This is a genomic window from Streptomyces sp. x-19 (genome assembly GCF_046549115.1).
Classification (GTDB): Bacteria; Actinomycetota; Actinomycetes; order Streptomycetales; family Streptomycetaceae; genus Streptomyces; species Streptomyces albulus_C.
Window position 1 is genome coordinate 200,194 of record NZ_JAJPWK010000013.1, and the last position, 26,478, is coordinate 226,671.

Annotated in this window: 24 protein-coding genes and 1 pseudogene; 20 read left to right on the plus strand and 5 right to left on the minus strand. The window is 74.3% G+C overall.

What is annotated here, in order from left to right; all coding sequences use genetic code 11:
• The 7 genes from ACLJT4_RS26740 to ACLJT4_RS26770 all read left to right on the plus strand — a co-directional run bounded on the left by ACLJT4_RS26740 (window position 1) and on the right by ACLJT4_RS26770 (window position 12,021).
• Entirely contained in the window at window positions 1–1,371 is a 1,371-nt protein-coding gene (locus ACLJT4_RS26740) for a protein phosphatase 2C domain-containing protein (protein WP_411125891.1), read from the plus strand.
• A 104-nt stretch (window positions 1,372–1,475) separates the two neighbouring features.
• Window positions 1,476–2,333, plus strand: coding sequence for a hypothetical protein (locus ACLJT4_RS26745; RefSeq protein ID WP_411125893.1), 858 nt, complete (start codon window positions 1,476–1,478; stop codon window positions 2,331–2,333).
• 278 nt (window positions 2,334–2,611) lie between these two features.
• The gene (locus ACLJT4_RS26750) at window positions 2,612–4,027 is read left to right on the plus strand and encodes an FHA domain-containing protein (protein ID WP_411125895.1); all 1,416 of its coding nucleotides are present in this window, start codon (window positions 2,612–2,614) and stop codon (window positions 4,025–4,027) included.
• A 125-nt stretch (window positions 4,028–4,152) separates the two neighbouring features.
• Window positions 4,153–4,557 carry a globin gene (locus ACLJT4_RS26755; RefSeq protein WP_411125897.1) on the plus strand — a complete coding sequence of 135 codons (405 nt, stop codon included), beginning with the start codon at window positions 4,153–4,155 and terminating at the stop codon, window positions 4,555–4,557.
• A gap of 198 nt (window positions 4,558–4,755) precedes the next feature.
• On the plus strand, window positions 4,756–8,199 hold the full coding sequence (locus ACLJT4_RS26760) for an FtsX-like permease family protein (protein WP_411125899.1): 3,444 nt from the start codon (window positions 4,756–4,758) through the stop codon (window positions 8,197–8,199).
• Window positions 8,196–10,928 carry an FtsX-like permease family protein gene (locus tag ACLJT4_RS26765; RefSeq protein WP_411125901.1) on the plus strand — a complete coding sequence of 911 codons (2,733 nt, stop codon included), beginning with the start codon at window positions 8,196–8,198 and terminating at the stop codon, window positions 10,926–10,928. The genes ACLJT4_RS26760 and ACLJT4_RS26765 overlap by 4 nt, the downstream gene beginning before the upstream one ends.
• 49 nt (window positions 10,929–10,977) lie before the next feature.
• Window positions 10,978–12,021, plus strand: coding sequence for an ABC transporter ATP-binding protein (locus ACLJT4_RS26770; protein WP_411125903.1), 1,044 nt, complete (start codon window positions 10,978–10,980; stop codon window positions 12,019–12,021).
• A 47-nt stretch (window positions 12,022–12,068) separates the two neighbouring features.
• Here ACLJT4_RS26770 and ACLJT4_RS26775 read toward each other — a convergent pair whose 3' ends face one another.
• The 5 genes from ACLJT4_RS26775 to ACLJT4_RS26795 all read right to left on the minus strand — a co-directional run bounded on the left by ACLJT4_RS26775 (window position 12,069) and on the right by ACLJT4_RS26795 (window position 16,795).
• Window positions 12,069–12,911 (minus strand): hypothetical protein, encoded by an 843-nt coding sequence (locus ACLJT4_RS26775; RefSeq protein WP_411125905.1) that lies wholly within the window; start codon window positions 12,909–12,911, stop codon window positions 12,069–12,071.
• A complete protein-coding gene (locus tag ACLJT4_RS26780; protein WP_411125907.1) occupies window positions 12,908–13,342 on the minus strand; it encodes an acyl-CoA thioesterase in 435 nt (144 codons plus the stop codon). Before ACLJT4_RS26780 ends, ACLJT4_RS26775 begins: the two co-directional genes overlap by 4 nt.
• 5 nt (window positions 13,343–13,347) lie before the next feature.
• A complete protein-coding gene (gene ettA, locus ACLJT4_RS26785) occupies window positions 13,348–15,012 on the minus strand; it encodes an energy-dependent translational throttle protein EttA (RefSeq protein WP_411125909.1) in 1,665 nt (554 codons plus the stop codon).
• 200 nt (window positions 15,013–15,212) lie between these two features.
• On the minus strand, window positions 15,213–15,914 hold the full coding sequence (locus tag ACLJT4_RS26790; protein WP_411125911.1) for an HAD family hydrolase: 702 nt from the start codon (window positions 15,912–15,914) through the stop codon (window positions 15,213–15,215).
• 38 nt (window positions 15,915–15,952) lie between these two features.
• Complete coding sequence (locus ACLJT4_RS26795) at window positions 15,953–16,795, minus strand: GntR family transcriptional regulator (RefSeq protein WP_411125913.1); 843 nt, start codon at window positions 16,793–16,795, stop codon at window positions 15,953–15,955.
• Between the two features lie 879 nt (window positions 16,796–17,674).
• Between ACLJT4_RS26795 and ACLJT4_RS26800 the strand changes: the two genes are divergently transcribed.
• The 13 genes and pseudogenes from ACLJT4_RS26800 to ACLJT4_RS26860 form a co-directional block, all read left to right on the plus strand.
• Window positions 17,675–18,127: a protein kilB gene (locus ACLJT4_RS26800; RefSeq protein WP_411125915.1), complete on the plus strand. Its 453-nt coding sequence runs from the start codon at window positions 17,675–17,677 to the stop codon at window positions 18,125–18,127.
• 85 nt (window positions 18,128–18,212) lie between these two features.
• Complete coding sequence (locus ACLJT4_RS26805) at window positions 18,213–18,512, plus strand: hypothetical protein (protein ID WP_411125918.1); 300 nt, start codon at window positions 18,213–18,215, stop codon at window positions 18,510–18,512.
• A complete protein-coding gene (locus tag ACLJT4_RS26810) occupies window positions 18,512–18,796 on the plus strand; it encodes a DUF6303 family protein (RefSeq protein WP_411125920.1) in 285 nt (94 codons plus the stop codon). Before ACLJT4_RS26805 ends, ACLJT4_RS26810 begins: the two co-directional genes overlap by 1 nt.
• Window positions 18,793–19,794, plus strand: a complete 1,002-nt coding sequence (locus ACLJT4_RS26815) for a DUF2637 domain-containing protein (RefSeq protein ID WP_411125922.1) — start codon at window positions 18,793–18,795, stop codon at window positions 19,792–19,794. The genes ACLJT4_RS26810 and ACLJT4_RS26815 overlap by 4 nt, the downstream gene beginning before the upstream one ends.
• Window positions 19,791–20,297, plus strand: a complete 507-nt coding sequence (locus tag ACLJT4_RS26820) for a hypothetical protein (protein ID WP_411125924.1) — start codon at window positions 19,791–19,793, stop codon at window positions 20,295–20,297. The genes ACLJT4_RS26815 and ACLJT4_RS26820 overlap by 4 nt, the downstream gene beginning before the upstream one ends.
• Window positions 20,294–20,629, plus strand: a complete 336-nt coding sequence (locus ACLJT4_RS26825; protein ID WP_411125926.1) for an RRQRL motif-containing zinc-binding protein — start codon at window positions 20,294–20,296, stop codon at window positions 20,627–20,629. Before ACLJT4_RS26820 ends, ACLJT4_RS26825 begins: the two co-directional genes overlap by 4 nt.
• A 223-nt stretch (window positions 20,630–20,852) precedes the next feature.
• Window positions 20,853–21,194 carry a hypothetical protein gene (locus tag ACLJT4_RS26830; RefSeq protein WP_411125928.1) on the plus strand — a complete coding sequence of 114 codons (342 nt, stop codon included), beginning with the start codon at window positions 20,853–20,855 and terminating at the stop codon, window positions 21,192–21,194.
• 11 nt (window positions 21,195–21,205) lie between these two features.
• Complete coding sequence (gene traA / locus ACLJT4_RS26835) at window positions 21,206–21,748, plus strand: plasmid transfer protein TraA (protein ID WP_016570587.1); 543 nt, start codon at window positions 21,206–21,208, stop codon at window positions 21,746–21,748.
• 20 nt (window positions 21,749–21,768) lie between these two features.
• Window positions 21,769–23,796 (plus strand): plasmid transfer protein TraB, encoded by a 2,028-nt coding sequence (traB, locus tag ACLJT4_RS26840; RefSeq protein WP_411125931.1) that lies wholly within the window; start codon window positions 21,769–21,771, stop codon window positions 23,794–23,796.
• 179 nt (window positions 23,797–23,975) lie between these two features.
• The gene (locus ACLJT4_RS26845) at window positions 23,976–24,431 is read left to right on the plus strand and encodes a hypothetical protein (RefSeq protein ID WP_411125933.1); all 456 of its coding nucleotides are present in this window, start codon (window positions 23,976–23,978) and stop codon (window positions 24,429–24,431) included.
• Window positions 24,432–24,441: 10 nt separating this feature from the next.
• Window positions 24,442–24,708, plus strand: coding sequence for a hypothetical protein (locus ACLJT4_RS26850; RefSeq protein WP_411125935.1), 267 nt, complete (start codon window positions 24,442–24,444; stop codon window positions 24,706–24,708).
• Between the two features lie 86 nt (window positions 24,709–24,794).
• Window positions 24,795–25,643, plus strand: a complete 849-nt coding sequence (locus tag ACLJT4_RS26855; protein ID WP_411125937.1) for a bifunctional DNA primase/polymerase — start codon at window positions 24,795–24,797, stop codon at window positions 25,641–25,643.
• Between the two features lie 6 nt (window positions 25,644–25,649).
• Window positions 25,650–26,478, plus strand: a pseudogene (locus ACLJT4_RS26860) (ATP-binding protein); the annotation flags it as partial.

A 26,478-nucleotide genomic window follows, 5' to 3' on the forward strand; every position in this document is an offset into this window, starting at 1 on the left:
ATGGGTGTGACTGGGCCGTCCCGGTGCCGGAGCTGCGGCGAGCCGCTCGACGCGGGGGACAACTACTGCGGGCGGTGCGGAGCCGATCCCCTGGCGTCGGGCGGGTACGGAGTGCCCGCGGGATACGGGACACCGCCGGCGGCGTACCCGGCGGGGGCGGTGATGCGGGTGGGACCGCCGCCGCCGGACCCCACGACCCGCCTCCCGCACGCGGAGTACGGCGATCCGGTGGCGGCGCAGACCGCAGCCGGCGACCGTCCGGCCGACCCCCGGGTGGTCGGCTACGAAGCGGTCGCCGACGCGGCCGCCGGCACCGGGGCCCGAGCCGAAGCGGACGCTGGGGCGGAGGGCCCGGACACGTCCAGTACCGAAGCGGAAGCGGAGCGCACGACGGACCTCGGCACGGCCGGTGCGCCGGCGCCGGAAGTGGCCGGCGGGGCATCAAGCGGAGCCGCCACCGGACCGGTTGCGGGGGCCGGCCCCGATCCCGCGACGGCGGGAAGCGGAACCGCACCGAAGGCTCCGGCGGGGCCCCCGCCCCGCGACCATCTGGAGCGCGAGGCGGCCGGCGGCGCGGCGGTCAGCGACCGCGGCCACCGGCACCACCGCAACGAGGACTTCTTCGCGCTCGCCGACACCGCGCTGCCGGACGGCTCGCCCGCGGTGATCGCGGTGGTCTGCGACGGGGTGTCCTCGGCGACCCGCCCGGACGAGGCGTCCGAGGTCGCCGCCGAGCGGGCCGCCGGCGCGCTGCGGATGTCCCTGCCGCGCGGTGAGCACCCGCAGCAGGCCATGCGCGACGCGGTGCTGGCGGCCTCGGCGGCGGTCGACGCGCTGGCCTCCGACCCGTCGATAGCGCACGACGAGTACCGCCAGCAGAACGCCCCGGCCTGCACCTTCGTCGGCGCCGTGGTCGGCGCCGACCTGCTGACCATCGGCTGGGTCGGCGACAGTCGGGCGTACTGGATCCCCGACGACCGCACCGCACCGCCGGTCCGGCTGACCGAGGACGACTCCTGGGCCGCCCAGATGGTCGCCAACAACCTGATGACGGTGGCCGAGGCCAACGCCGACGAGCGGGCGCACGCCATCACCGGCTGGCTGGGCGCCGACGCGTACGAGGTCGAACCGCACGTCGCGGCGTTCCGGCCGGACGGGCCGGGGACGGTGGTGGTGTGCACGGACGGGCTGTGGAACTACGCCGAGGAGGCCGGGGCGCTGGCCGCGGTGCTGCCCCTGGACGCGCCGGCCCGGCCGTTGCAGGCCGCGCGGGTGCTGGTCGAACACGCCCTGGACGGTGGCGGGCACGACAACGTAACGGTCGCGGTGGTGCCGTTCCCGGCGCCTTCGCCAGGGGCAGGATCGGCCTGAGCACCTCGCAACCGCACGCGCCGGACCCGGCCACCACCCAACGGGCCGGCCGCCCGCCGGTGGACCGGCCGGTCGGCGGCGGCCGCAAGGAGCGGACGTCATCCATGGCCAACTTCGCCAAGTCGCGGGTGCCGCGGTTCACCGTCGAGGTGCACCACAACCCGCATCTGCCCGAGGGCGGGCGGACGCTGCACGCGGTGGTCACCGTCACCTCGACCGGGGGCGGTTCGACCGGCGGCCGGCCGGTGCCCGGGCCGCGGTCGCACGCCCCGGTGGCGGCGGCCGGTACCGAGCCCGGGACCGGCCCGGCCCTCGGTCGGGACGCGGGGGTCGTGCTGCGGGTGCGGACGCCGCTGGGCGCCGAGGTCACGTCGCTGCGGCAAGTGGCGCCCACCGCCGAGGACCTGACCGCCCGGCGGGGCGCGTCGGGGCCGCGTTCGGGCGACTACCCCACCGGCCCCTGGGGCGACGAGTCCCGCGACTACCACCTCGTGCTGCGGGTCCCCGATCCCGGGCTCGGCCGGGAGATGCTCGCCGCCCGGATCTCGGTGCTGCTGCCGGCACCGGGCGGCACCGCCCCCCGCGTCGTGGCGCAGGGCCTGGTCCGGGCCGCGTGGACGGACGATCCGGTCGCCGCGGTACGCATCGACCCACACGTCGCGCACCACACGGAACGGTCCGAACTGGCGCAAGTCATCCAGCGGGGACTGGATGCGGCCAAGTGGGGAGATGCCGGCCGCGCCGTGGCGGAGCTGCGCCGCGCGGCGTCGCTCGCCGGCGGCCCGGGGAACGGTGACACTGCGAAACTCCTTGCGAAGGTGGTGGGCGACGTCGATCCCGCGACCGGTACTGTGCGACAGGCGGCGCAGGTGGCCGAGGCCGAACGGGAGGACTCCCGAGCGACCCCCGACTCCCCTGCACCGCCCGGAGAAACAGCAATGAACGAGCACGATCAGCTCTGATCGGTACCACCCGGAAGAAACGGTACGGAGGGGGAAGAACCGACATGCCGACCTGCCCGAGCGGCCACCAGTCGGTGGCCGAAGACTGGTGCGAGGTGTGCGGCCAGCGCATGGCGGGCGCAGTTCCCCCGCCACCCTCCCTGCCCGCAGGATTCCTGAACTCGCCACCGCCCGCCGACCCGACCGGCCCCGCGGGCCCGCCGCCCGGCCAGCCCGCACCGCCGCCACCCGGAATGCCCGGTCCCCCGCCGGCGGGTCAGCCTGGCCCTCCGCCGGGAATGCCCGGCCCCGGCCCGGTCGGCCAGCCCGCCCCGCCGCCGGCACCCTTCGAGCAGCAGCAGCCGGGCCCGCCGCCCGGAATGCCCGGCCCCGGCGGCCAACCGCCGCAGGGCGGCTACGGCTTCCCGCCCCCGGCACCCTTCGAGCAGCAACAACCCGGTCCGCCGCCCGGAATGCCCGGCCCCGGCGGCCAACCGCCGCAGGGCGGCTACGGCTTCCCGCCCCCGGCACCCGGCCCCGGCATGCCCGGCCCCGGCCCGGCGGGCCAGCCCGGCCCCCCGCCGCACGGCGCACCGGCCCCCGCGCCCGGCCCCGAGCAGTCCACCGAGTTCTGCCCGCAGTGCCGCACCCCGCGGGAGGGCATGACGCCGTTCTGCTCCGAGTGCCAGTACAACTTCCTCACCAACTCGCCGGCGTCGTTCGCCCCGCCGCCCGGCGCCCCGATGCCCGGCGGCCAGCCGCAGGGCGGCTACGGGTTCCCCCCGCCGGCGCCCGGCCCCGGCATGCCCGGCCCCGGCGCCCCCGCACCCGGCCCCGGCACGCAGAGCGGTCAGGGCGGCTACGGCTTCCCGCCGCCCGCACCCTTCGAGCAGCAGCAGCCGGGCCCGCCGCCCGGCATGCCCGGCCCCGGCGGCCAACCGCCGCAAGGCGGCTACGGCTTCCCGCCCCCGGCACCCTTCGAGCAGCAACAACCCGGTCCGCCGCCCGGAATGCCCGGCCCCGGCCCGGCGGGCCAGCCCGGCCCCCCGCCGCAACAGGGCGGTGACGACTGGACGCTGACCCCGCCGAACCAGCAGGCCGCCGCGCCCATGGCGCCGCCGCAGCCCGGGCCCGGCCCGCAGGCCCCGTTCGAGCAGCAGCCGCCGCCCCCGTTCCCGCAACAGCAGCAGCCGCAGGGCTTCGAGCCGCAGGGCTTCGAGCAGCCGCAGCAGGGACCCGACGGGCAGTGGCCCGGCGGCCCCGGCCAGGCTCCGGCGGCCCCGCCGCAGGGTCCGCCGCCGGTGGTCGGCGACGGCTGGGTGGTGGCCATCGCGCCGGACCGCGAGTACTTCATGGCGATGATGGGCCGCAGCGGCCCGGAGGCGGCCGGCCTCAACCTGCCCTCCTACTCGCCCGAGCAGGTGCTGCCGCTCGCCAACGGCCAGATCTCCGTCGGCCGACGCCGCAACAGCACCGGCGAGTCCCCGGACGTCGACCTGGGCCGCACCCCGGAGGACCCGGGCGTCTCGCACCAGCACGCACTGCTCGTCCAGCAGCAGGACGGCAGCTGGGCGGTGGTGGACCAGAACTCCACCAACGGCACCACGGTCAACCTCGCCGAGGAGCCGATCCAGCCGTACGTCCCGGTGCCGCTGCACGAGGGCGACCGGGTGCACGTCGGCGCCTGGACGTCGCTGACCGTCCGCCGCGGCTGACCGCGCGCACCACCGCACCACCCCAACTCCGGGGCGTGATCGACCGATCGCGCCCCGGAGTCGCACCCGCCGCCGGTCGTCCTAAGTCCCGAGTCCTCGGCCGGGGCGTCTGCCACCATGGACCGGTGAACAACATTCCGCACGGCGCGCTTCAGGAGCAGACCTTCTACGAGCAGGTCGGTGGCGAGGACACCTTCCGCCGCCTGGTGCGCCGCTTCTACGAGGGGGTCGCCGAGGACCCGCTGCTGCGGCCGATGTACCCGGAAGAGGACCTGGGGCCGGCCGAGGAGCGCCTCACCCTCTTCCTCATGCAGTACTGGGGCGGCCCCCGCACCTACAGCGACAACCGCGGCCACCCCCGGCTACGGATGCGGCACGCCCCGTTCACCGTCGACCGGGCCGCGCACGACGCCTGGCTGCGGCACATGCGGGACGCGGTGGACTCCCTCGAACTCACCGAGGAACACCGCACGCAGTTGTGGGACTACCTCACGTACGCGGCCGCCTCCATGGTCAACACCGCGGGGTGAGAGAACGGTCACACCGACCGGAACCCACGCGTCCCCGTCACGATCCGGTCAAGACCACCCGCGAACCCCCCACCCGGCGCACCGCCTTCTGAAAGCATCCACGGCGTCCGATCACTTTTGCGGATGCCTCTCGTCCGCGGGTGCCGAGAGCCGCCGGCGCACCCCGGGCCGGAGGCCCGAGCCGCTCCGGGGGGATCCGTGCCCGGCTTCGTCGTGCTGCGGGTGCGCGCGCACCGCGTCCTGCTGGGCGCCGCCCTGCTCACGGTGGTGCTGACCACCACGGTCCTGGCCACCCTCGCCACCTTCTCCGACGCCGTCGGCGACGCCGGACTGCGGCAGGCCCTGGGGAGCCGCCCCGAGGGCCGCGCTTCCTCCCCCTCCTCCCCCGCTGCCGCCGCCCTCCAGGTCAAGGCCCAACTCCCTGCCTCCGGACGGCAGTCGGCCGACCGGGCGGTGGCGGGTGGCGCCCGACGGGCCTTCGACGGGCTGCCGTTCACCGTCCGCACGCTGACCCGCTCCGGGCCGTACGCGCTGCCGCGCACCCTCCGGCCGTCGGCCGGGGCCGCGGCCGGCACGGCACCGACCGACGGCGCCGAACCCGACCTCACCCACCTCGCGGTCCTCGACCGCAGCCGGCTCGTGCTCACCGCCGGGCACTGGCCCGGCCGGACCGCGCACGGCCCGCTCCCGGTGGCACTGCCCGAGGCCGCCGCCGCCCGGCTCGGCGTCCGCCCCGGCCGCCGGCTCACCCTCGACAACCGGCTGTCCGGCCCCGCCCACCTCACCGTCGAGGTCACCGGCGTCTACCGCCCCAAGGACGGCACGGACCCGTACTGGAAGCTCGACGAACTCGGCGGCCGCGGGGTGCGCACCGTGGGCTTCACCACGTACGGGCCGCTGCTCACCGAGCCGGACGCGTTCGGGGCCGGCGGCCCGCTGGTGCAGGACTCGGCGGCGTGGTCGGCCACCGCCGACTTCCGCACCCTGACCGCGGACCGGCTGCCCGCGCTGATCGCCGCCGCCCGCCCGGCGGCGCGCGCCGTGATGGCCGACCCGGCGTTCCGCGGCCAGGTCACCGCCGGCACCGAACTCCCCGACGTGCTGGCGGCATTGCAGCGGTCCCTGCTCGTCAACCGGTCCACCATGCTGATCGTCGCGCTCCAGCTCCTGCTGCTGGCCGGGTACGCGCTGCTGCTGGTGGCGCGGATGCTGAGCACCGAGCGGACCGGCGAACGGATCGTGCTGCGCGCCCGCGGCGCCTCCCGCGGACGCCTCGCCGGCCTGGCGCTCGCCGAGGCGCTGCTGCTGGCGCTGCCGGCCGCCCTCGTCGCGCCCGTGCTGGCCGGTCCGCTGGTGCGGCTGCTGACCAGTGGCGCGGGCCGCACCGGGCTGCCGGCGGACGCCGCCCTCACCGGCGGCACCTGGTCGACCGGTGCGGTGGTGGCACTGGGCTGCGCCGCCACCGTCGCCGCACCGGCCGTGCTGCGGTCCGGTGCACCCGCCCCGGCCGGACGGCGACGGGCGCTGCCGGGCGCCCTGCGGGCCGGCGCCGACCTGGGCCTGCTGGTGATCGCGGGGGTCGCGTACGGGCAACTGTGGCGGCGGACCGGGGACGACGGCGGCGGGGTGCTCACCCGGGACGCCGCCGGCCGCGTGGGCATCGACCCGGTGCTGGTGGCCGCCCCGGCCCTGGCGCTGCTCGCCGGGACGGTGCTGACGCTGCGGCTGTTGCCGCCGGCCGCCCGCCTCGCCGAACGGGCCGCGGCGCGCGGCCGGGGACTGGCCGCGGCGCTGGCCGGCTGGCAGGTCAGCCGCCGCCCGCGGCGCGCCACCGGCCCGGTGCTGCTGCTGGTGCTGGCCACCGCGCTGGGCATGCTCGCGATCGGCCAGCACGCCTCCTGGGACCGCTCGCAGGACGACCAGGCGGACTTCCGGGCGGCCGCCGCGGTGCGGGTACTGGGCGGCCGGACCCCTCAGTTGGGGCAGGGCGGCGGGTACGCGGCCGTCCCCGGCGTGGCCGCGGCGCTACCCGTCGGGCACGCCGCCCTGGACCTGCCGGACGGCCACGCCGCCACGCTGCTGGCCCTGGACACCCGGCAGGCGGCGGGTTCGCTGCTGCTCCGCGGCGACCTGGCGGGCGGCGCCGCCGACGGCCCGGCCAGCGCCCGGGCCACCGACGCGGTACTGCGCGCGGCGACCCCGCCGCCCGGCCCGCCGCCCGGTGTCGAACTCCCGGCCAACACCACGCGGTTGCGCCTCACGACGACCCTGACCTCGCTGCGCGCCCTGCCCGCGCCCGCGCCCCCGGCCGACGGCAACCCCGCGGGCCCGCACCCCACCGACACCGGGCCGGTCCCGGCGACCCTCGCCGTCCTCGTCACCGACGCGCACGGCGGCCCGCACACCCTGCCCCTCGGCACGTTCCCGGCCGACGGCCGGCCGCACACCGCCACCGTGGACCTGGCCGCCGCGGCCGGCGCCCCGGCGGGTCGGCCGGCCGGTCCGCTGCGCCTGAGCGGCCTCGTCCTCGAACTCGACCAACCCTCCCTCCCGCACCGCCAGCGGCTGACCCTCGACACCGCACAGGCGATCACCGGCGACGGCACCGCGCACCGCCTCACCGCCCCGCGGGCCCCGGCCTGGACCGCTCGGATCGACGACCGGAGCACCTCCGTCGGGCAGCCCGCCGGCCCCCGGGCGTCCCGGGCCGAGGTGCCCGCCGGCGGGTTGCTGGCGCAGACCTACGACACCGGCGCCCGCCAGGACAAGTGGTCCGCCGCGGTCACCACGGTGCGGATCACCGCCGCGCACCCCGCGCGCCCGCCGCTGCCGGCCGTCGCCACCGACGCGTTCCTGCGGGCCAGCGGATCCCGGGTCGGCGCGGTCATCGACGTCACCGTCAACGGGCGCGCGGTGCGGGCCCGGATCGGCGCGGCCGTCCGCGCACTGCCCGGGCCGGCGGACGAACCGGTCGGCTCCGGCGGGCTGCTGGTCGACTTCGGCGCGCTCGACGAAGCCCTGTCCGACCTCGGCGCCGCCCCGCTGGACGCCGCCGAGTGGTGGCTGCGCACCCGGCCCGGCGCCACCGCGACGGCCGTCTCCGCACTGCGGGCCCGCCCCGACCTCGACCCCGGCCAGGTGCTGGTCCGCGACGAGATCGCCCGGGACCTGCACGACGACCCGCTCGGCCGCGGTCCGCAGACGGCGCTGGCCGCCGCCGCGGCGGTCGCGGTGGCGCTGGCGGCGACGGGTTTCGCGGTCGGCGCGGCCGGCTCGGTCCGCGAACGGGCCCGGGAGTTGGCCGTGTTGCGGGCGCTGGGCGCACCCCGCCCCCAGCTGGCCCGGATGATCGGCGCCGAACAGGGCGTCCTGATCGCGGTGGCGCTGACCGTCGGCACCGCCCTGGGGGCGGCACTGGCCCGGGCGGTGGTCCCGCTGGTGGTCCTGACGCAGGAGGCGGGCCGTCCGGTGCCGCCGGTCCTGGTGGAGTTGCCGCCCGGCCAGGTCGCCGGGTTGCTCGCGGCGGTGGCCGCGGTGCCGCTGCTGGTGGTCGCCGTCGTCGGACTGCGCCACGGCGACCCGGTGCGGGCCCTGCGCGCCCAGGGGAGCGCCGAACTGACCGAACCGACCGGGGTGGGATGACGATGCCGAAGGCGACCGCGCCGCCCGGCGACCTCGCGGTCCGGCTGCGCGCCACGCGCCCGGCCGCGCTCGCGCTGGGCGCGCTGATGCTGATCACCGCGTTCCTCGCGGCCGCGTTCCCGCGCGGGGTGGACGCCTACGAGACCCGCGGCCTGCGGGCGGCCCTGGACGACGCCCGGCCGGACCAGCGCACGATCGAGATCACCGCGAGCCGCCGCGACGCCGCCCCGAACGGTCACGCCCCCGCCGCCCTCCGCCGCCAAGACGCCGCGCTCAGAGCCCAGTTCACCGCTCCGCTGCGCATCTCCGCCACCGACGCCGTGCACGGCGTCCGCACCGTCACCCCGCTGCCCGCCGGCGACCCCGGGCTGCCCCGCCCCGACGGCGTCGCCCCCGCGTTCTCCCTCTACGCGGTCTCCGGCCTGGCCGGGCACGCAACCGTCGCCGCGGGCCGCCTGCCGCGCCCGGCGCGCCCCGGGGCACCCGCCCGGGAGGCGGCGGTCACCGTGGCCACCGCCCGCGCCCTCCACCTGCGCCCGGGCGGTCAACTCCACCTCGACGGGACGACCCTGCGGATCTCCGGGCTGCTCACCCCGCGGGCCCCGGAGGGCTCCTACTGGGCGAGCGACCCGTTGATGACCGCCGCCACCCTGACCTCCAAGGGCACCCCGCCGCAGAAGCAGTGGCTGGCCGGCCTGCTGCTCGCCCCGGAGGACGGGCCGGCGCTGCTGTCCACCGGAGGCAAGCCCGAGCGGTTCTGGCGCTACCCGTTGGACACCGGTGCGTTGGGCGCCGGGGACGCCCCGCCGCTCCAGGACCGGGTGCGTTCCCTCCAGCACGGCCCCGGACTGGCCCGACTGCGCCAGGTGGTGGGCCCGGGCGGGCTGGCGCAGAGCGCGGTGGACGGCCTGCTGGACGACTTCACACGGACCCGGAGCGCCCTCGCGCCGATCGTCGCGGTGGCGGCGTGCGGCATCGCCACCGTCGCCGGGATCGTCGTCCTCATGGCCGGTGGGCTGGCGGCCGCCCGCCGCCACCGCGAACTGGCGCTGCTGCGCGCCCGGGGCGCCTCGCTGCCCGGGCTGGTCGGCCGCCTGACGGCGGAGACCGCGACGGTGGCGCTGCCCGCGGCCGCCGCCGGCTACGCCCTGGCCGTCCTCCTCGTGCCCGGCGAGCGGCTCGCGGCCCCGCTGCTCGCCGCGACCGCGGTCGGTCTGCTCGGCACCCTCGCACTGCCCCTGCGGGCCGCCGCCGCACACCGCAGGGCCCGCCCCGCGGTCCGCGCCGACCTGGTGGGCGGCCGCCCCTCCCGGCGCCGCACGGTCGTCGAACTCACCGTGCTGGTGCTGGCGGTGGCCGCGGTGCTGGCGCTGCGCCTGCGCGGCCCCGGCCCGGGCTCCGGCTCCGGGGGCGTGGACGTCCTGGTCAGCGCGGCGCCCGTGCTGGTCGCGGTGATCGCCGCGCTGGTCCTGATGCGGCTGTACCCGCCGGCGTTGCGGCTGGCGGCCCGGCCGGTCGCCCGCACCCGGGGGCTGGCCGGCTTCCTGGCGCTGGCCCGGGCCGGCCGCGCCCCGGTCGCCGGGCTGCCGCTGCTCGCCCTGCTGGTGGCGCTGACCACCGCGTCGTTCGGGGGTTCGGTACTCGCCCAGGTCGCCGCCGCCCGGGACCGCGCCGCCCTGACCGCGGTCGGCGCGGACGCCCGCCTCAGCGCTGACGGGCCGCTCCCGCCGGCGCTGTTGACGTCCCTGGCGGGCGTTCCCGGCGTCCAGGACGTCGTTCCGCTGCGCCTGAGCACCCAGCCCGCCGACGACAACGGGGCGCCGCTGTACCTCGTCGTCGCCGACGCGAACGCCTACGCCCGGCTCGCCCGCGCCACCGGCCTGGGCCCCTTCGACCCCGCCGGCCTGGCCGACCCGGGCGGCGACCGGCCGCTGCCCGCCCTCGTCTCCACCGGCGTCCGCACCCGCTTCGGCACCGCCCCGATGGTGCTGCAACCGGAGTTCGGCCAGCTCGTCGTGGAACCGGCCGTGGTCCGCCGGGACACCCCCGCCCAGCCCGGCGGCGACTTCGTCGTGGTCGACGCCCGCGGCGTGCAGCGGCGCCACCCGGACACCTACGCCGACCCCGCCACCGGGCCCTCCGTCGCCCTGCTCGCCGGCCGCTCCCTCGACCCCGGCGCCCTGCGCACCGCCCTTCGGAACAACTCCCCCACCGCCCTCACCACCCACCTCACCCTGCGCTCCGCCGTCCGCGCGCACTTCGCCGACTCCCCCCTGCACCAGGGCGCGGAACGCCTCTACGCCGCAGCCGTCGCCGCCGGCACCGGCTTCGCGCTGCTGGCCCTGTTCCTCGCCCTGCTGCAGACCGCTCCGGAACGCACCCGGCTGCTGACCGGCCTCCGCGCCCTCGGCCTGCCCCCGGCCCAGGGCCGTCGCCTGCTCGTCCTCGAAGCGCTGCCCCAGGCCGTGCTCGCCACCGTCGGCGGCATGGCCACCGGCGCCGTCGCGCTGTGGCTGCTGGGTGCGGGCATCGACCTCACCCCGCTCGCCCTGCCCGCCGCCGCCCCCGTGCCCACCACACCCGTCCGCCTCGACGCCGACCCCGCCTCCCTCGTCCTGCCCGCCGCCGCCGTCCTCCTGCTGTCCCTCGCCACGGCCCTCCTTCAGGCCCGCACCGGCCAACGCCGGGCCGAGACCGTCGAGGCGCGCAAGGGGGAGCAGCCGGCATGACCACCCGAGCCGCCGCGCCCCGACGCGGCCACGCCCCTGGAGCCTCGCCATGACGCCCCGCCCCGGCGACACCCCGCCCCCGCAGCCACCGGCACCGCCCCCGGCGGCGCCCTCCCTCGCCGACCTGGAACACCGCGCCACCGCCCACCGCGGCCGCCCCTCCTACGGGCACGACGCGCTGATCGCCTGCGACCGGCTGGTCCGGGTCTTCGCCACGGACGGAGTGGAGGTCCAGGCGCTCCAGGGTCTCGATCTCCTGGTCGCCGAGGGCGAGTTGCTGGCGCTCGTGGGCGCGTCCGGAAGCGGCAAGTCCACCTTGATGAACATCCTGGCCGGACTCGACGTCCCGACCGCCGGCGCGGCCCGGGTGGCCGGCCGCGACCTCCTCACGATGGACGCGCGGACCCGCCTCGACTACCGCCGCAACGTCGTCGGCTTCGTCTGGCAGCAGACCAGCCGCAACCTGCTCCCCTACCTCACCGCGCTGCAGAACGTCACCCTGCCGATGCACCTGCGCGGCGGCCGCCGCCGCGCCGCACGCACCGAGGCGGCCGAGGAGTTGCTGTCCCTGCTCTCCCTCACCCACTGCCGCGACCGGCGCCCGCACCAGCTCTCCGGCGGCGAGGCCCAACGCACCGCCATCGCCGTCGCGTTGGCCAACTCCCCGGCCGTGCTGCTCGCCGACGAACCGACCGGCGAGTTGGACTCGCACACCGCCGAGCAGGTCTTCGCGGCCTTCCGCACCGCCAACGAGGAACTGGGCACCACGATCGTCATCGTCACCCACGACCAGAAGGTGGCCGCCGAGGTCCGCCGCACCGTCGCCATCCGCGACGGACGCACCGCGTCGGAGGTCCTGCGCCGCACCGAGATCGACGCCGCGACCGGTCAGGAGTCCGTCGTGGCCCGGGAGTACGCCACCCTCGACCGGGCCGGCCGGCTCCAACTCCCCGCCGACTACACCGCGCCCCTGGGCATGCGGGACCGCGTCCTGCTGCAACGGGAGGCCGACCACATCGGCGTCTGGCCCGACGCCCCGGCGACGACCGTCGCCGACGACGCGGCACGCCCGTCAGGACCGGATACGCAATAGGCGCCCGCACGCCGGCGGGCGGCCCGCCACCGCGCCCCGACGCACCGTCAAACGGGCGTGACCGTCAGGCCCGACAGCCCGGCCGACCCCGTCGACCCACCGGCCCGCACCGCGACCGAACCGTACGGCGTGCTCAGCCGCAGCCATCCCCCGGCCGCCAACAGCACCGGCGCCGGCGCCTGGGCACCCACCGGGCCGGCCGCACCGGACCCCGCACCGCCCGCGACGGCCGCCCGCGGGGCCGCGCCCGCGCTCCCGGAGGCCGCCAGCGCGCCGGCCCGCGCCCCGCGCAGGAAGCCGAGCGCCTGTGCGGCGTGCACCGCGCGCAACGGCAGCTCCGTGTCGCCCAGCGTCCGCGACCAGATCTCCCGCCCGATGCGGTCCCGCTCGTTGCGGGTGCGTCGCTGCGGCGGCAACGCCTCGTCCCGGGCACGGAATTCGGCGACGGCGGCGGCCACCGCGCGCACCAGCGCCTCCGGCGTCGGCAGTCCGGGCACCCGCGCCCAGCCGCCCCGCGGCGGCAGCACCCCGGCCCACGGCGGGCCGGTGACGGCGGCGGGCACGGTGACGGCGCCCGTCGCCTCCGCCACGCCTTCGAGGAGTTCCCCGGCGGACACGGTCACGTCCAGGTCGAGGCCGCCGTCGCGCCCCCGACCGGTCCGGGCGTCAGCCGCAACGGGGCCGCCGCCGGCGTCGACCACGCCGTCGTCGGCCAGCCGGGCCGTCCGGATCGCCAGCACCTCGAAGGACGGCGGGCGCCCGAAGACGGCCAGCACGCCGCCCCCGACCTGGAGCCGCACCGCCGCCCCGCGGTCGTAGTGGATCAGCCGGGCGAGGAAGGCGGCGAGGTCCGCCGCCTCCCCGGCGTCGGCCAACCGCAACACCGTCATGTGCCGACGGCCCCTTCCTGATGCGCGGCGTCGTCCAGGTACTCCTTGAGGATCGCCTTCTCCTCCGCCGTGAGGCGGCGCGGCCGCCCCGCGGCGAAGTCGAAGGGCACGACCACGGTCGAGGCCCGCAGGTAGACCGTGTCCTCGTCCTTGACCTCGTACCCCACCGTCATCGACGCGGCACTGATCTTCTGCACCCACAGCTCGACGGTCACCGGCTCGGGCCGGTGCACCAGCTGCCGCAGGTAGTCGATCTCGTGCCGGGCGACGACCGAGCCGCCCGTGAACGACGGACTGCCGTCCCCCGGCGCCAGCCGACTCATGAAGTCGATCCGCGCCTCTTCGAGGTAGCGGACGAACACCGCGTTGTTGACGTGGCCGAACGCGTCCATGTCCGACCAGCGCAGGGGGCAGGAGTAGAGGTGTCGCACGGCGGTCAGCCCCGGGTCAGCTTCTTGTACGTCGCACGGTGCGGGCGAGCCGCGTCGGCGCCGAGCCGCTCGATCTTGTTCTTCTCGTACGACTCGTAGTTGCCCTCGAACCAGAACCACTTGGAGTTGCCCTCGTACGCCAGGATGTGCGTGGCGACGCGGTCCAGGAACCAGCGGTCGTGGGAGACGACCACGGCGCAGCCGGGGAACTCCAGCAGCGCGTTCTCCAGGGAGGACAGCGTCTCGACGTCGAGGTCGTTGGTCGGCTCGTCGAGGAGCAGCAGGTTGCCGCCCTGCTTGAGGGTGAGCGCCAGGTTGAGGCGGTTGCGCTCACCACCGGAGAGCACCCCGGCCGGCTTCTGCTGGTCCGGGCCCTTGAAGCCGAAGGCGGAGACGTAGGCCCGCGAGGGCATCTCGACGTGACCGACGTTGATGTAGTCGAGCTCGTCGGAGACCACGGCCCACAGGGTCTTCTTGGGGTCGATGTTCTCGCGGCTCTGGTCGACGTAGGAGATCTTGACGGTCTCGCCGACCTTGATGTCGCCGGTGTCCGGCGTCTCCAGGCCCTGGATCATCTTGAACAGCGTGGTCTTGCCGGCGCCGTTCGGGCCGATGATGCCGACGATGCCGTTGCGCGGCAGGGTGAAGCTGAGGTCGTCGATGAGGACCTTCTCGCCGAACGCCTTGTTGAGGCTGTCGACCTCGACGACGACGTTGCCCAGCCGCGGGCCCGGCGGGATCTGGATCTCCTCGAAGTCCAGCTTCCGCATCCGGTCGGCCTCGGCGGCCATCTCCTCGTAACGCGCCAGACGGGCCTTGGACTTGGCCTGCCGCCCCTTGGCGTTGGAGCGGACCCACTCCAGCTCTTCCTTCAGGCGCTTGGCGCGCTTGGCGTCCTTCTGGCCCTCGACCTTCAGACGGGTCTGCTTGGTCTCCAGGTACTTGGAGTAGTTGCCCTCGTAGCCGTGGAGCCGACCGCGGTCGACCTCGCAGATCCAGCCGGCGACGTTGTCGAGGAAGTACCGGTCGTGGGTGACGGCGACGACGGTGCCGGGGTACTTCGCCAGGTGCTGCTCCAGCCACTGCACCGACTCGGCGTCGAGGTGGTTGGTGGGCTCGTCGAGGAGCAGCAGGTCGGGGGCCTCCAGCAGCAGCTTGCACAGCGCGACGCGGCGGCGCTCACCACCGGAGAGGTTGGTGACCGGCCAGTCGCCGGGCGGGCAGCCCAGGGCGTCCATGGCCTGCTCCAGCTGGGTGTCCAGGTCCCAGGCGTTCGCGTGGTCCAGGTCCTCCTGGAGCTTGCCCATCTCCTCCATCAGCGCGTCGGAGTAGTCGGTCGCCATCAGCTCGGCGACCTCGTTGAAGCGCTTGAGCTTGTCCATGGTCTCGCGGGCGCCGTCCTGGACGTTCTCCAGGACCGTCTTGGACTCGTCCAGCGGCGGCTCCTGGAGGAGCATGCCGACCGTGTAGCCCGGCGAGAGGAAGGCGTCACCGTTCGACGGCTGCTCAAGACCGGCCATGATCTTCAGCACCGTGGACTTTCCGGCGCCGTTGGGACCCACGACGCCGATCTTCGCGCCCGGCAGGAAGGACAGCGTCACGTCATCGAGGATGACCTTGTCGCCGTGCGCCTTGCGCGCCTTGCGCATCGTGTAGATGTACTCAGCCAAGAGAAACCGTCCGGCAGTTTGGATCTATCAGGTGGTCTGGGTGGCTCCGCCGCGTGGGCCGTGGTGCGGCGTGGCCGCGCGAGGGCAGATACACCCCATCTTGCCGTACAGCCACCCCGCGCCGGAAACCAGTACCTCAGGTAGCTGTGATCTGCGCTACGACCAGGGCCGCAGCCACCGGCTTTGGCCGTTACTGGGTGTCATTGGCCGTCCTTGGGTCCCCTCGGACGGCCCAGAGACGGCCCAGCGGACGCCTGTGCGCCGCCCACGACCGCCCGGGCAAGGTCATCCATGGAGGCGACCACCGCTAGGGCTCCAGCCTCTGTCAGCGCCTTGTCTTTGCCGGGCTTGTTCGCATACCCGATCGCTTCCATGCCGGCAGCATGGGCAGCCTCGACGTCCCGCACCGCATCACCGACGAAGATGCACTCGCTCGGCTTCGCCTCAGCTGCCCTTATGGCCGCTGACAGGAGCCGCGGGGATGGCTTCATAGACTTCGGCTGACCGCTTACCCGACCGAACTGGCCCGCAACGAACCGGCCGAGGCCATGGGTGCTCAAGTAGCGTTCGATGGCCACCGTCGCATTGTTGCTGACCATCCAGACCGGGCGCCCGCTCGCTGCACACGCCTCAAGGAAGGCCACCCCACCAGGCGTGGGTCGCGCCAGGTTGACGGCCTCCACCTCAAGCTGTGCCAGGGTCTCGTCGGCGACAGATACGAGGTCTTCCCGCTCGTCGGCGATCCGACGAAGCAACGCCAGCGGATCGGGCTCTTCGTGCCCCAGCGGTGGGCCGTCAGGACCCGACAGCACTTCAACCAGGCGCCGCGCGACATCAGGGGCCGGAAACCCTGCGAAGACCGAGCACACAGGACCGTCGAAGTCGAGCAGAACGTGCCGCACCGGGGCGAGAGCGGAGGCCAGGCCCCCCGGGGCCGCGCTCACGCCTCACGCTCGTACGCGATGCTGGTCCAGACGCTCTCGAACCACCTTGTGGCCTGCTGAACGTACTGCGACCCCATGGACTCACCATCAGTCCCCGCCGCGTGGTGGAACAGCGTGGTGTCCTTGCCGGTGACGTCGTAGAAGGTGCGCGACTCGCCCGCCACCTCCATCGTGCGCTCCCGAAGCGGATAGAAGCCGAAGAACACGTCGCGACGGTTGAGGATGTAGAGCTTGAACAGAGATGTGGCCCGGTAGACCTTCACCTTCACTGCGGCTTTCTCGATCAATCCGAGTTCGGCCAGCACCTCGACTGAGTGCTGAATCCCCGCCGCGTTCGTCAGCGCGATATCCCTGGCGCGGTCGCGAAGCACAGGGTCATCCTCAAGCCCGTCGACCAGCGTCGGCACTGCCATCGGCGCCGTGGTGTCCGGCAGCAGGAGCCGAACTTCAATCGACTCGGGCCGGAGTCGACCAGCGCGAATCTTGTCGAGCGGCTCTTGCATCGCACTGTGCAGCGTCTCGCTGCTGAATCCGGCGAAGTCGACCGTGACGCGAGGTTCAGCGAAGGCCGTCTCCAGGTGCGGCCGCAGGCCGACCGGACGCTCAGTTCGCTCACGGACGAAGGAACCGGATCCCTTGCGGGTCACGATCAGCCCTTCATCCCTGAGCATGTCGAGGGCCCGCGACACCGTTCCGCGGGCCACTCCGAACCGCTTGACCAAGTCAGGCCCTGACGGCAACTGATTCCCGGGCTCGTACTTCTTCGTGAGGATTTCCGCGCGAAGGATGCTGCTGACCTGCAAGTACGGCGGACGCTCGTCGTTCGGGTCGAGGCTCATACCTCCATGCTACCCACCTGCTCAACCTGAGCGACCTTGCCAACCATCTTGACCTGCTTAAGCAGGTTGCCTATGTTGAACATGTCGCCACCAAGGAAACGCGGAGGCGGCCCGGAGGCCCTTCTGTGGGCTGCACGGATGCATGGACTGCACAGCAGAACGGCCCGCCGGACCCGCTTACACGCGGCCCGAGCGGCAGCAGCACTACCTAGCACCCCCCTCCGGCCACGAGTCGGAGGGGAGCGGCAGAACAGCCCGTCGGCTGTCAGACCCGGTGCGAACAACCTGGACAGCGGTCCACCAGCGCAGGGAGAACGAACTCCGCAGGCTGGTGAGTGCATGGCACTGAGACACCGAATCCCGAGCGAGGGCGAATCCTCGCGATGACCGGTCGGTGAATAGGACTGCGGCGACACAGCTTCCGAGTGTCGCCACGGACGGTGTAGGCACTCCCTCACGTTGCGCGTGAGAGCCGAAACGGACGATGTCGCCGGAAGACCACGGCCCGCAGCGCCATATGCGCCGCGCGGCCCTGCACAAGCCACGAGGACGGACCCGACAGGGCCCGTCCTCGTCCGTTTCGGCAGAGCGCGGTGACACCGCCTCTGCCCCTGCTCTCTGCGGGAGGTCGGTGTGAACCGACGCCATACCTAGGGCGCTGCCGGCTGGACCGGCGCGGCAGCACCCATGCCCTTTGCGTCCCGCGCGCTGCGGGCGCTGGATTCGTCCAGGCGCCCGCGGTGCGCGATTCATCCGGAGTGACCGCGGCCACCCTCGCGGCCGGCTCCCCTCAACCCCGCCCGTCCGGGTGCCTCTGTGGCGCTTGTACGGGCGGGGTTGAGGGGAGCCGGAAGGTCCGGCCCCGAGAGGGGGAGTTCGATGGAGATCGCTGCCGCGGTTGTCGCGGTCATCGGCACTGTGTTGGGTGCTGGTGTCGTCGGTGTCCAGCAGTACTACGCGGCTCGGTCCCAGCGTCGACAGGCGCTGCGGGATCGGGCCATGACCGCCCTGACTGAGCTGAGCACCGCGCTGGCGGATCATCGCCGCGCGATGTGGATGCGGGAGGACCTGCGCCTGTCCGGCGTGGCCCCGGCCGAGGTGGCTGCCGCTCGTGAGGCGAGCCACGTCACCCGGTCCGCTGTCACGGCCCCGCAGGTTGCGCTGACGGTGCTGCTTCCGCAGCTGCGCCTCGACGTCGACGCGGCCGTTCGTGCCGCGTACGCGATGCGCGGCGCCGCGACCGCCGAGGTCCTGGCGTCACGCCGCGAGGAGGCCGTAGCCGCGGCCGACGCGCTGACCGCCACGACGGCCCACATCCTGTCCCGCCCCTGAACCACCCGTACTACGGCCGCACCCCCGGAGTAGCCGCTCCGGGGGTGCTTTCGGGCCGCCCAACCGACTAAGGAGAAAACGACCCATGAAGACCATCGTCGCTGGTCACGTGGCCGTTACGGCCACCGAGTTCGTGGAACTGTCCCTGGGCATCGACCTGGACCTGTTCACCGGTCCGGCCACCGAGTCCGCCATGGAGCGGGCCGCGCGGCTGGACGTCGCCCGCGAGGTCCTCGCGGAGCTGCGCGAGAGCGACCCGGAGGCCGCCGCGTACGCGGAGTCGCTGCTGCGGACGCTGGCGCTGAAGCGGCCGGGCCGCGGCTCGCGCCGTGCGGTTCGCCGCCCGGCCGCCGTTGCGTCGTCCGGTTCGGCGGTGGCTGCGTGATGGAGCACACCGCGCAGATCTCCCAGCGCGACGGCCGGTGGTGTCTGTACGTGGTGTTGATGGGTGTTCCGGTGTCCCAGTGGCCCGAGCACCACTTCGACCCGGCGGCCATGGTGCCGACGCTGGCTGAGCGTTCACGGGCGCTCACCGCGCTCGGGTTCGTGTTCACCGACGGCGCCGAGTGGCAGTGGGTGGAGTACAGCGAGACGCACGGCGACGACGCATCGCCGGTGCGGCTGCTGGCCTCGATCCGCGTGTGTTCACGGGACGGGGGTGCGGCGTGAACGCCTCTCAGATCCGTTCAGCGGACCGGGCCCTGTCCATCGGGACGTGGCTGATCGTCGCCGGGGCAATGCTGTACTCGATTCTGACGGTCACCCCGCTCGCGGCCCGTCACACCACTGAGAAGTGGCAGTGGACGGCCCCGATTCTGCCGCTGGTCGTGGACGCGGCCGTCGTCATCGTCGTCCGCCTGGACGCCGCCCTGGCCCGTCTGGGCGGCCGTGGTGGGCGCTGGCCCGTCGCGCTGCGCTGGATGACCGGCGTCATGACCCTGGCCCTGAACGTAGCCGACAGCGCGTTGAAGAAAGACCTGGTTGGCGTGGCTGTCCACTCCGTCGCCCCGCTGCTGCTCATCGTCACCGCGGAGACCGGACTCGCCTACCGGCGGGCCATCGCCACCGCCGTGAACGACTTGAACGCCCGCCAGCAGGCCGAGAAGGAAGCCCGCGAACATGCCCGGACCGAGGCGCGGGAGCGGGCCGAGCAGAGGGCCCGCGAGGAGCGCGAGCACAAAGCTCTGCTGGCGCGTGAACAGCGCGAGCACGAAGCCGCGCTCGCCCGTGAACAGCGTGACCACAACGAGCGCGTCCGACGCGAGGAACAGGACCGTGTCGAGGCGCGGGAGCGGGCCGAACGGGAGGCCCGTGAACGCGTCGAGGGTGAGCGTGAACAACAGCGGCGCGAGCGTGAACGCCGTGAACAGGAGGCGGCCCAGCGGCGCGAGAAGGAGCGCCGGGATCGCGAGCAGGCCGCCCGCCGGCAGGAGACGGAGCGTCGGGAGCGCGAGGCGCGTGAGCGTGCCGCGTTGCTGTCCGGCGGACCGGTGGACGAGAAGCTGCCCGAGGGCCGGGCCCGGCAGATCGTGGCTGCCGCGTTCGCCTCTGAGCTCACGGTGCGGGCCGCCTCTGAGCTGTGCGGCTGGTCGACCGGCTGGGTCACCGCCCGCTACCAGGAACTGCGCGACACCAACACGCCCGTCCTTGAGGGAGCTTCCGCATGATCGCCGTCGTCCGCACCCGCACCCTTCGCTCCCTGCGTGCCGGCATTTCCGCGGCCGAGACGGCGACCACCGCCGCCCGCGCCGAGTCCGAGCAGCACCGCAAGCACGGCGAGATCGCCACCGACTCCGCGATCCGGGCGGAACTCGCCCTGGAGGAACTGCGCGCAGCACTCACACGCGCCACCGCCGACGCTGCCCGGCTCGACGGTGAGCTGGAGGCCCTGCGCGCCCAGTCCCTCCTCGACACCGAGGACCGGCAAGCGCTGCGGACGCTGCTGCGCATCACCCGCAAGCAGAACGCTCGGGCTGACCGCGTCTACGTCCTCTTCCGCTTCGGTGAGCTGCACAGCGTGCACGCCTCCTGTGACGCGGCGGAGATGGCGGCCGAGGCCGAGGGTGCCCCCCGAGACGGGTGGACCTCGTCCCCGACGGACCGTGACGCGGTCCCCGCTTCCGAGGTTCGGTGGCGCATCCAGCCGGTCCTGCTCGGCGGCACCCGGTGAGCAGTCTGCCGGTCTATCCGTGGCGCCTCGCCCCGGACGGGCTGGCCACCCGCCGCCAGCTCCGCGCCCTCGGGCTGCGGCCCGGCGGCCAGGACGTCGTCGCCCAGCTCGAACGGCCCCGCCGTCGGCGCGGCCCGCTGATCGCCTACCTCTACCGCATCGACCTCGCCCAGCCCATCCGGCCGATGACCGCGGCCCGATGGGCGGCCCTCGACAAGGCGCTGGCTGCTCGCCGCACCTGCCCCACCTGCGGTCAGGACGCGGGCTACACCCTCCCCACCTCACTCGGCACTTGTCTGACCTGTGCGAAGTCTCCCGCGCTCGCCGCCTAGCCCACCCGCCTATGGGCCCGCGCACCGTCTGGTGCGCGGGCCCGTCGCTTCCTGGAGTTTCGTCGTGCCTCGACCTCGTTCTCGTTTCGGCAGGGTGGCCTCGGAGGTCACTGCCGTTCACATTCCGCATCAGCGCGGCCGGCGTGGTGACGCCCCGTTCGTCGTGGTGGTGCCTCAGCGTCCGACTCTGACTGCCCGCGCCGCAGCTGCTGTGGGGTGGTGGGTGTGGGAGCACCGGCTGGCCCTGGCCCCGACCCTGCTGGGCCTGGTCGCGTTACCGCTGTCCGCGGTGCTGCATCTGCTGGCCTGGTGGTCCGGGGTGCTACTCACCCCGCTCGCCGGTGTCCCGCTCGCCTGGCTGATCACCCTTCAGCGCGACGACCCGGCCCTTGACCGGGCCGCGTTCGGCTGGCGCCTGGCCCTGACCCTGGCCGCTATCACCGCGGTCGCGTGGCTGGCGCTGGCCGCCGCCTTCGGCCCGCTCGCCGGCCCGCTGGGCTGGCTGTGGGTGTTCCTCCTGATTGCCGCTCAGACCATCTGGTCCCTCGTCCGCCGCTCGCACTGAAGGAGACCCTCGTGACCACGCCCGGATACGCCCACCGCGCCCCCGGAGCCGGCGCCAACGGCTCCCACACCAAGACCGACACCAACAAGGCCAGCGCCTTCGCCTCGTTCGCCCCCGGCTTCACCGTGAACATCAACAAGACCACCAACGGCGCCGTCCCCGCCCAGCAGCACGGCGGTGGCGGCGGCCCGGTCTCGGCCGGATCGCTGCTGCCCGCACCGGAGTTCACCTCCCCGGCCCAGGTCCGCAACTACTGCAACAGCCTCCGCTCAGCGGCGGTGATGCTGTCCATCGAGGTGGCGATGGCCGCCGAGATCATGAAGGCCGTCCTGGGCGCGGTGCCGGACCCGGAGGGCCGGATCGGCGGGTCGAAGATCCGGGCGTTCAAGGTCGCTCACAAGCTCCAGAAGTCCGCCGACGCGCTGCGCGATGCGGCGAAGAACGCCGGCGCCACCTACGCCCTGTTCCAGCAGCAGTACGAGGAAGAGATCAACCGCGTCCGGCACCGGGCCCGGCGTCCGCAGACCCCCCGCATGGACTGGGCCCAGCAGTAACCCGAGGAAGGACAGTGGTGATGGTCGAGCGCAACGCTGCTGAGCAGCAGCACGAGGAACAGCTCCGCGGCGCCACGGACGCCGCGGGGATCGGCCGGTACCTGATGCACCGGGCCAAGCCGCACCTGCCGCCCTGGATCGGCATGGGCGGGGTCGGTCTGGCCGGCGCGCTGGGCAGCTTGAAGTGGGCCAACGACACTGCTGCCGGCGTCGGGTTGACGCTCGCGTCGGTGGCGCTGACCAGCGCGACCTGGTGGGCGGGGCGGGCCAGCGGCCAGCAGCGGCGTCTGCACTCGGCCATCACCGTCGCCGCCGGCTCCGCGTGGCTCACCGCCGCGTGCCTGGCCGGGCCGACGGCGGGCCCGCTGCCGGACCTCTACCTGATGGGCGGGCCGGCGTTCGCGCTGTCGTGGAACATCAGGATGGTCATGCGCCGCAACCCCGACGCGTCCGGCGAGAGCACCGACAAGGGGCTGTTGGCCAAGGTCGGCCTGGCCCGCGCCCAGATCGGCGCGGTCAAGGTCGAGCCGAACCGCGTCACCGCCCCCGTCGCGCTGGAGGCCGGGGAGCAGACCAACGACGACGTGGCCAAGACGCTGCCGCGGCTGGCCTCCGCCTTGGACCTGCCGCGCGGCGCCGTCCGCTACATGCCCGACCCCGCATCCGAGCGGCGCGGGGAGCTGGTCATCGTCCCCGAGGACATGCTCGCGCAGGTGGTGGAGTGGCAGGGCCCCTCGAACCTGGGCGGCTCGATCGCTGAACCGCTGGTCATCGGCCAGTACGACGACGGTGCCGCACTGGTGATCTGGCTGCCCGGCGACCCCGAAGCCGAGCGCAACTCCACGCACGTGCTGATCGCGGGTGGCACCGGCTCCGGCAAGGGCGACACCGCCCTGAACCTGCTCACCGAGATCCTGTCCCGGCGAGATGTGCTGGTGTGGTTCTCCGACCCGAAGGCGTTTCAGGACTTCGGCCCGCTGCGGCCGGGCCTGGACTGGAGCGCGGAGGGCGGGACCGACACGGAGGTCATGGTCGAGGCCATCAGGGCCGCCATCCCCGCCCGCACCCGCTGGCTGGGTGCTCACGGCTACCGCCAGTGGGTACCCGAGGCCGCCGGGCCGCAGAACAGCAGCAAGCACACGTGCCGCCCCGACGGTAAGGCGTGCGGCTGTGAGGGCATGCCGTTCCTGGTCGCCTGGGCCGAGGAAGCGGCCAACACGCTGCGCGCGTTGGGTGATGACACGTTCACCGGCATCGCCCAGGAGGCTCGGTCGGCGGGTATCTCGCTGGTCATCTCGTTGCAGCGGCCGTCCTACGACCAGATGTCCACCAGCACCCGCGCCTCGCTGCCCTCCACCATCGCTCTCGGCTGCGACCCGCGTGATGAGGGGTTCTCGCTGCCGGAGGCGGTCATCGACGCCGGCGCCCACCCCGGCGCGTGGGGGAACCGCCGGCCGGGCTACTGCTACGTGGTCTCGCCCGGTATCCCGGAGGACCGCTACTCCTCCCCGGGCCGCACCAAGAGGTTCACCCACCGCGCCGTCTCCGTCATGGAGGTCCTCGCCTCCTGGGCGCAGCGCAACGGTGCCCAGGCCGACCCGATCACCGCTGGCGCTGCCCGCGGCGTCGCCGGACAGCTCTACACCGGCCGCCCCACCCCCGGCCACGAGCACACGGCGCCCGACGCCGTGGAGGAGGACCAGATGGGCAGCGGGCTGTTGGTGGACCCCGAGGACGCCGACATCGACCCCACCGTCGACCTCCCCGACGCCGAACTCGGCGACGACTACCCCCTCTTCGGCCAGGAGCCGGGGCGCAAGCCGTCGCCGGAGGAAGCCCGCAAGCTCTTCGCCGACGCGCTCGCCCAGTTCGAGGACGAGGGCCGCATGGTCGTCGGGCCGAAAGACTTCACCGACTGGTGCGACGCACACGACCTGTCCCGCTCCTGGGTCTCCCTCCGCCTGAAGGAAGCCGCCGCCGAGGGCCGCCTGGAGCCGACCAACAAGACCGGACGGTGGCGCATCTGCCCGTCCCTGGCCGCCGCCTAACAGCCCTCACAGCACGTAACGCGTTACGACCGTCTAACACCCAAACCCCTAGGCAGACGCGCCGTTAGACGCCCGTAACGCCACGCCGTAACGCCCTCACGCCCCACCAGTAACACCCCGATCTACGGGCCCGCGCCACCCTCCGGCGCGGGCCCGCTCACATCCCCCAGGAGCCCGCCATGCCCCACCCCGGCCCACCGACCACCCAGCCGCCGATCCTGGCCCCGCACGAGATCCCGCCCGGCGTCCAGGAAGTCATCCTCCCCTCCGGCGAACGCGCCCTGGCCTACAGCACCGAACCCGCCCCGGCACCGCCCCCGCTGCCCGTCCCGGCGCCCCCGGCCGCACAGCCGATCCCGGCCTGGGCGAAGTCCACGGCCCTGCTGGCACCCACCGTCGGGGGCGGAGTCGCGGTCGCCGCGGTCGGGTTGTCCGCCGCGGCCCCCGGCCTGGAAGCGGCCAGCCACGTCCTGTGGTCCACCGTCGCCGTCATCGCCGCCGGAGGAGCCGCCGCAGCCGCCCTCATCGGCCGCATCAAAGCCCGCACCACCGCAGCACACCGCCCGCACATCACCCAGCACATCACCTCAACCGGCCTGTTCGGCCGGGCCAACGGCACCATCAACCACCGCTAGGAGACCCGTCATGCGTCTGCGTATCCAGCGCGCCATCTGCCCCCACCGGGGGCTCTATCTCACCGACACCCCTCGTCCCGACTGCTCCGCCTGCGAGGGCAACGGCGGCACCTCATACGACTACGGCGACCACAACGGCGAGTACGCCGGCACCGAATGGGAGCCCTGCACCTGCTGGGACAACACCCGCTGCAGGCTCCTGCTGCCCCTGCCGCGCCTGCCCCGCGCCCTGCGGCGCACCCCGCCCGGCGGCTACAGCGACGAACCGCCCTTCTAGACATGGCTAGGGCGGGCCGCCTCACGCCAATGACTGCGGCCCGCCCTGGTCTCTCTGCTCACTCCACAGAACAGGAGACATCCAGCATGACCCAACCCACCGACATCCGGCGAGTAGCCCTCGCTCTGGCCGCCGCCGACGTGCCGGCCCTACCCCTGCGGGAAGGCAAGGTCCCGTTCGGCAACTGCCCCGCATGCAGGGGGAACGCATGCGGGGGCCGGCCGAACATGAAGAACGCCGGCCCCTGCCAGTGCCCGCGGCCGTGTCACGCCTGGGCCGCTGCCACCACCGACCCCCGCACCCTCACCTCGCCGGCATGGGCGTCCGCGTGGCGTGAGGCAGCGGCCGTCGCCTACCACCCCGGCGGTGCGGGACTGACGGTGGTTGACCTGGACGACGCGGCAGCCGTCGCTTGGGCCCGCGAGAACCTGCCCGCCACCCGCACGGTGGCGACGACGCGGGGCGAGCACTGGATCTACCAGGGCGTGATGCAGTCCCCGAACGCGGTGCGGCCCGGCATCGACATCAAGTCGTCCATGTCCTACGCCCGGTGGCTCGGTCCCGGCACCGGCACCATGACCGCCCTGCCCGACGCCGTCCGCGCCCTGGCCGTGAAGAAGCCCCCCACGGCCCGGCCTGCCCAGCACATCGTCACGGTGCCCGCGCCCGCCGGGGGCGGGCAGTGCCGGCACCGCACGCCCACCTACCTCGACCGCGGCATCGCCATGGCCGAGCAGCGCATCACCGCCGCCACCAGCGCGATCCACACCACCGTCTACCGCACGTTCCTCGCCGTCCTGTCCGCGCACGGCCGGTGCGGCTGCCTCACCGACGTCCACGTGCAGCGACTGTTCGCCGCCGCGCAGGCCAAGGGCGAGTCGCTGAGGCACTGCACGGACGCCTGGGCCAACGCCCAGACCGCGCTGGGGCTGTGAGGCGTGATGTCCGACGACGACAAGACTCCGGCCCGCGAGATCATCACCGACTACGCGCAAACGCACTTCCGGTACTTCCGCACCGCCGACGGCACCGTGTACGCGCAGCGCACCGGCCACCCCGTGGCCCGTCCGATCCGTTCCCAGGGCACGACGGGCAGCCACCGCCAAGAACTCATGGTCGGCCTCTACAAGGACGGGGCCGGCGTGTTCAACGGGACCGCCCTGAAGGAGGCGCTCGACCTCATCGAGGCGCTCGCGCTGACCGAGGACGTGCAGCCCGTCCACATCCGCGTCGCCCCCGGGGCCGACGGGGCGACGTGGCTGGACCTGGGCCGCGACGACGGGCAGTCCGTCCGCATCCACCCCACCGGCTGGGACACCACCATCCCCGACCCGCGCGAGGTCTGCTGGCGGCGCACCCAGCTCACCGGCGAACTCCCCCTCCCGGCCAAGGACACCGACGGCAAGGGCATCGATCTCCTCATGCGGCTGTGCAACTTCGCCAACGCGGAGACCGAGTGCCTCGCCATCGCCTGGCTGATCGGCTGCCTCGGCCCGTCCGTGCCCGTCCCCGCCCCCTTCCTCACCGGCCCCCAGGGCGCCGGCAAGTCCACCGGCGGGCGGATGCTCGTGCGGATCATCGAGGGCATGAGCGGCGACCTGCGCCGCGCCCCGAAGGACGAGGAGAACCTCCTCGCCGCGGTGGCCGCCGGATGGGTCACCGCCCTGGACAACCTCTCCCACATGACCCCGGACCTGTCCGACGCCATGTGCTGCATCGTCACCGGCGCCGAGAACGTCAAGCGCGCCCTGTTCACCGACGGCGACGTGT

Excerpts from the sequence above, each read along its gene's own strand:
- ACLJT4_RS26845 (WP_411125933.1), top strand. The coding sequence starts at position 23,976 with ATGCCCCACCCCGGCCCACCGACCACCCAGCCGCCGATCCTGGCCCCG.
- ACLJT4_RS26810 (WP_411125920.1), top strand. The coding sequence starts at position 18,512 with ATGGAGCACACCGCGCAGATCTCCCAGCGCGACGGCCGGTGGTGTCTG.
- ACLJT4_RS26795 (WP_411125913.1), bottom strand. The coding sequence starts at position 16,795 with ATGAGCCTCGACCCGAACGACGAGCGTCCGCCGTACTTGCAGGTCAGC.
- ACLJT4_RS26850 (WP_411125935.1), top strand. The coding sequence starts at position 24,442 with ATGCGTCTGCGTATCCAGCGCGCCATCTGCCCCCACCGGGGGCTCTAT.
- ACLJT4_RS26820 (WP_411125924.1), top strand. The coding sequence starts at position 19,791 with ATGATCGCCGTCGTCCGCACCCGCACCCTTCGCTCCCTGCGTGCCGGC.
- ACLJT4_RS26855 (WP_411125937.1), top strand. The coding sequence starts at position 24,795 with ATGACCCAACCCACCGACATCCGGCGAGTAGCCCTCGCTCTGGCCGCC.
- ACLJT4_RS26740 (WP_411125891.1), top strand. The coding sequence starts at position 1 with ATGGGTGTGACTGGGCCGTCCCGGTGCCGGAGCTGCGGCGAGCCGCTC.
- ACLJT4_RS26750 (WP_411125895.1), top strand. The coding sequence starts at position 2,612 with ATGCCCGGCCCCGGCCCGGTCGGCCAGCCCGCCCCGCCGCCGGCACCC.
- ACLJT4_RS26765 (WP_411125901.1), top strand. The coding sequence starts at position 8,196 with ATGACGATGCCGAAGGCGACCGCGCCGCCCGGCGACCTCGCGGTCCGG.
- ACLJT4_RS26805 (WP_411125918.1), top strand. The coding sequence starts at position 18,213 with ATGAAGACCATCGTCGCTGGTCACGTGGCCGTTACGGCCACCGAGTTC.
- ACLJT4_RS26770 (WP_411125903.1), top strand. The coding sequence starts at position 10,978 with ATGACGCCCCGCCCCGGCGACACCCCGCCCCCGCAGCCACCGGCACCG.
- traB (WP_411125931.1), top strand. The coding sequence starts at position 21,769 with ATGGTCGAGCGCAACGCTGCTGAGCAGCAGCACGAGGAACAGCTCCGC.
- ACLJT4_RS26775 (WP_411125905.1), bottom strand. The coding sequence starts at position 12,911 with ATGACGGTGTTGCGGTTGGCCGACGCCGGGGAGGCGGCGGACCTCGCC.
- ACLJT4_RS26745 (WP_411125893.1), top strand. The coding sequence starts at position 1,476 with ATGGCCAACTTCGCCAAGTCGCGGGTGCCGCGGTTCACCGTCGAGGTG.
- ACLJT4_RS26800 (WP_411125915.1), top strand. The coding sequence starts at position 17,675 with ATGGAGATCGCTGCCGCGGTTGTCGCGGTCATCGGCACTGTGTTGGGT.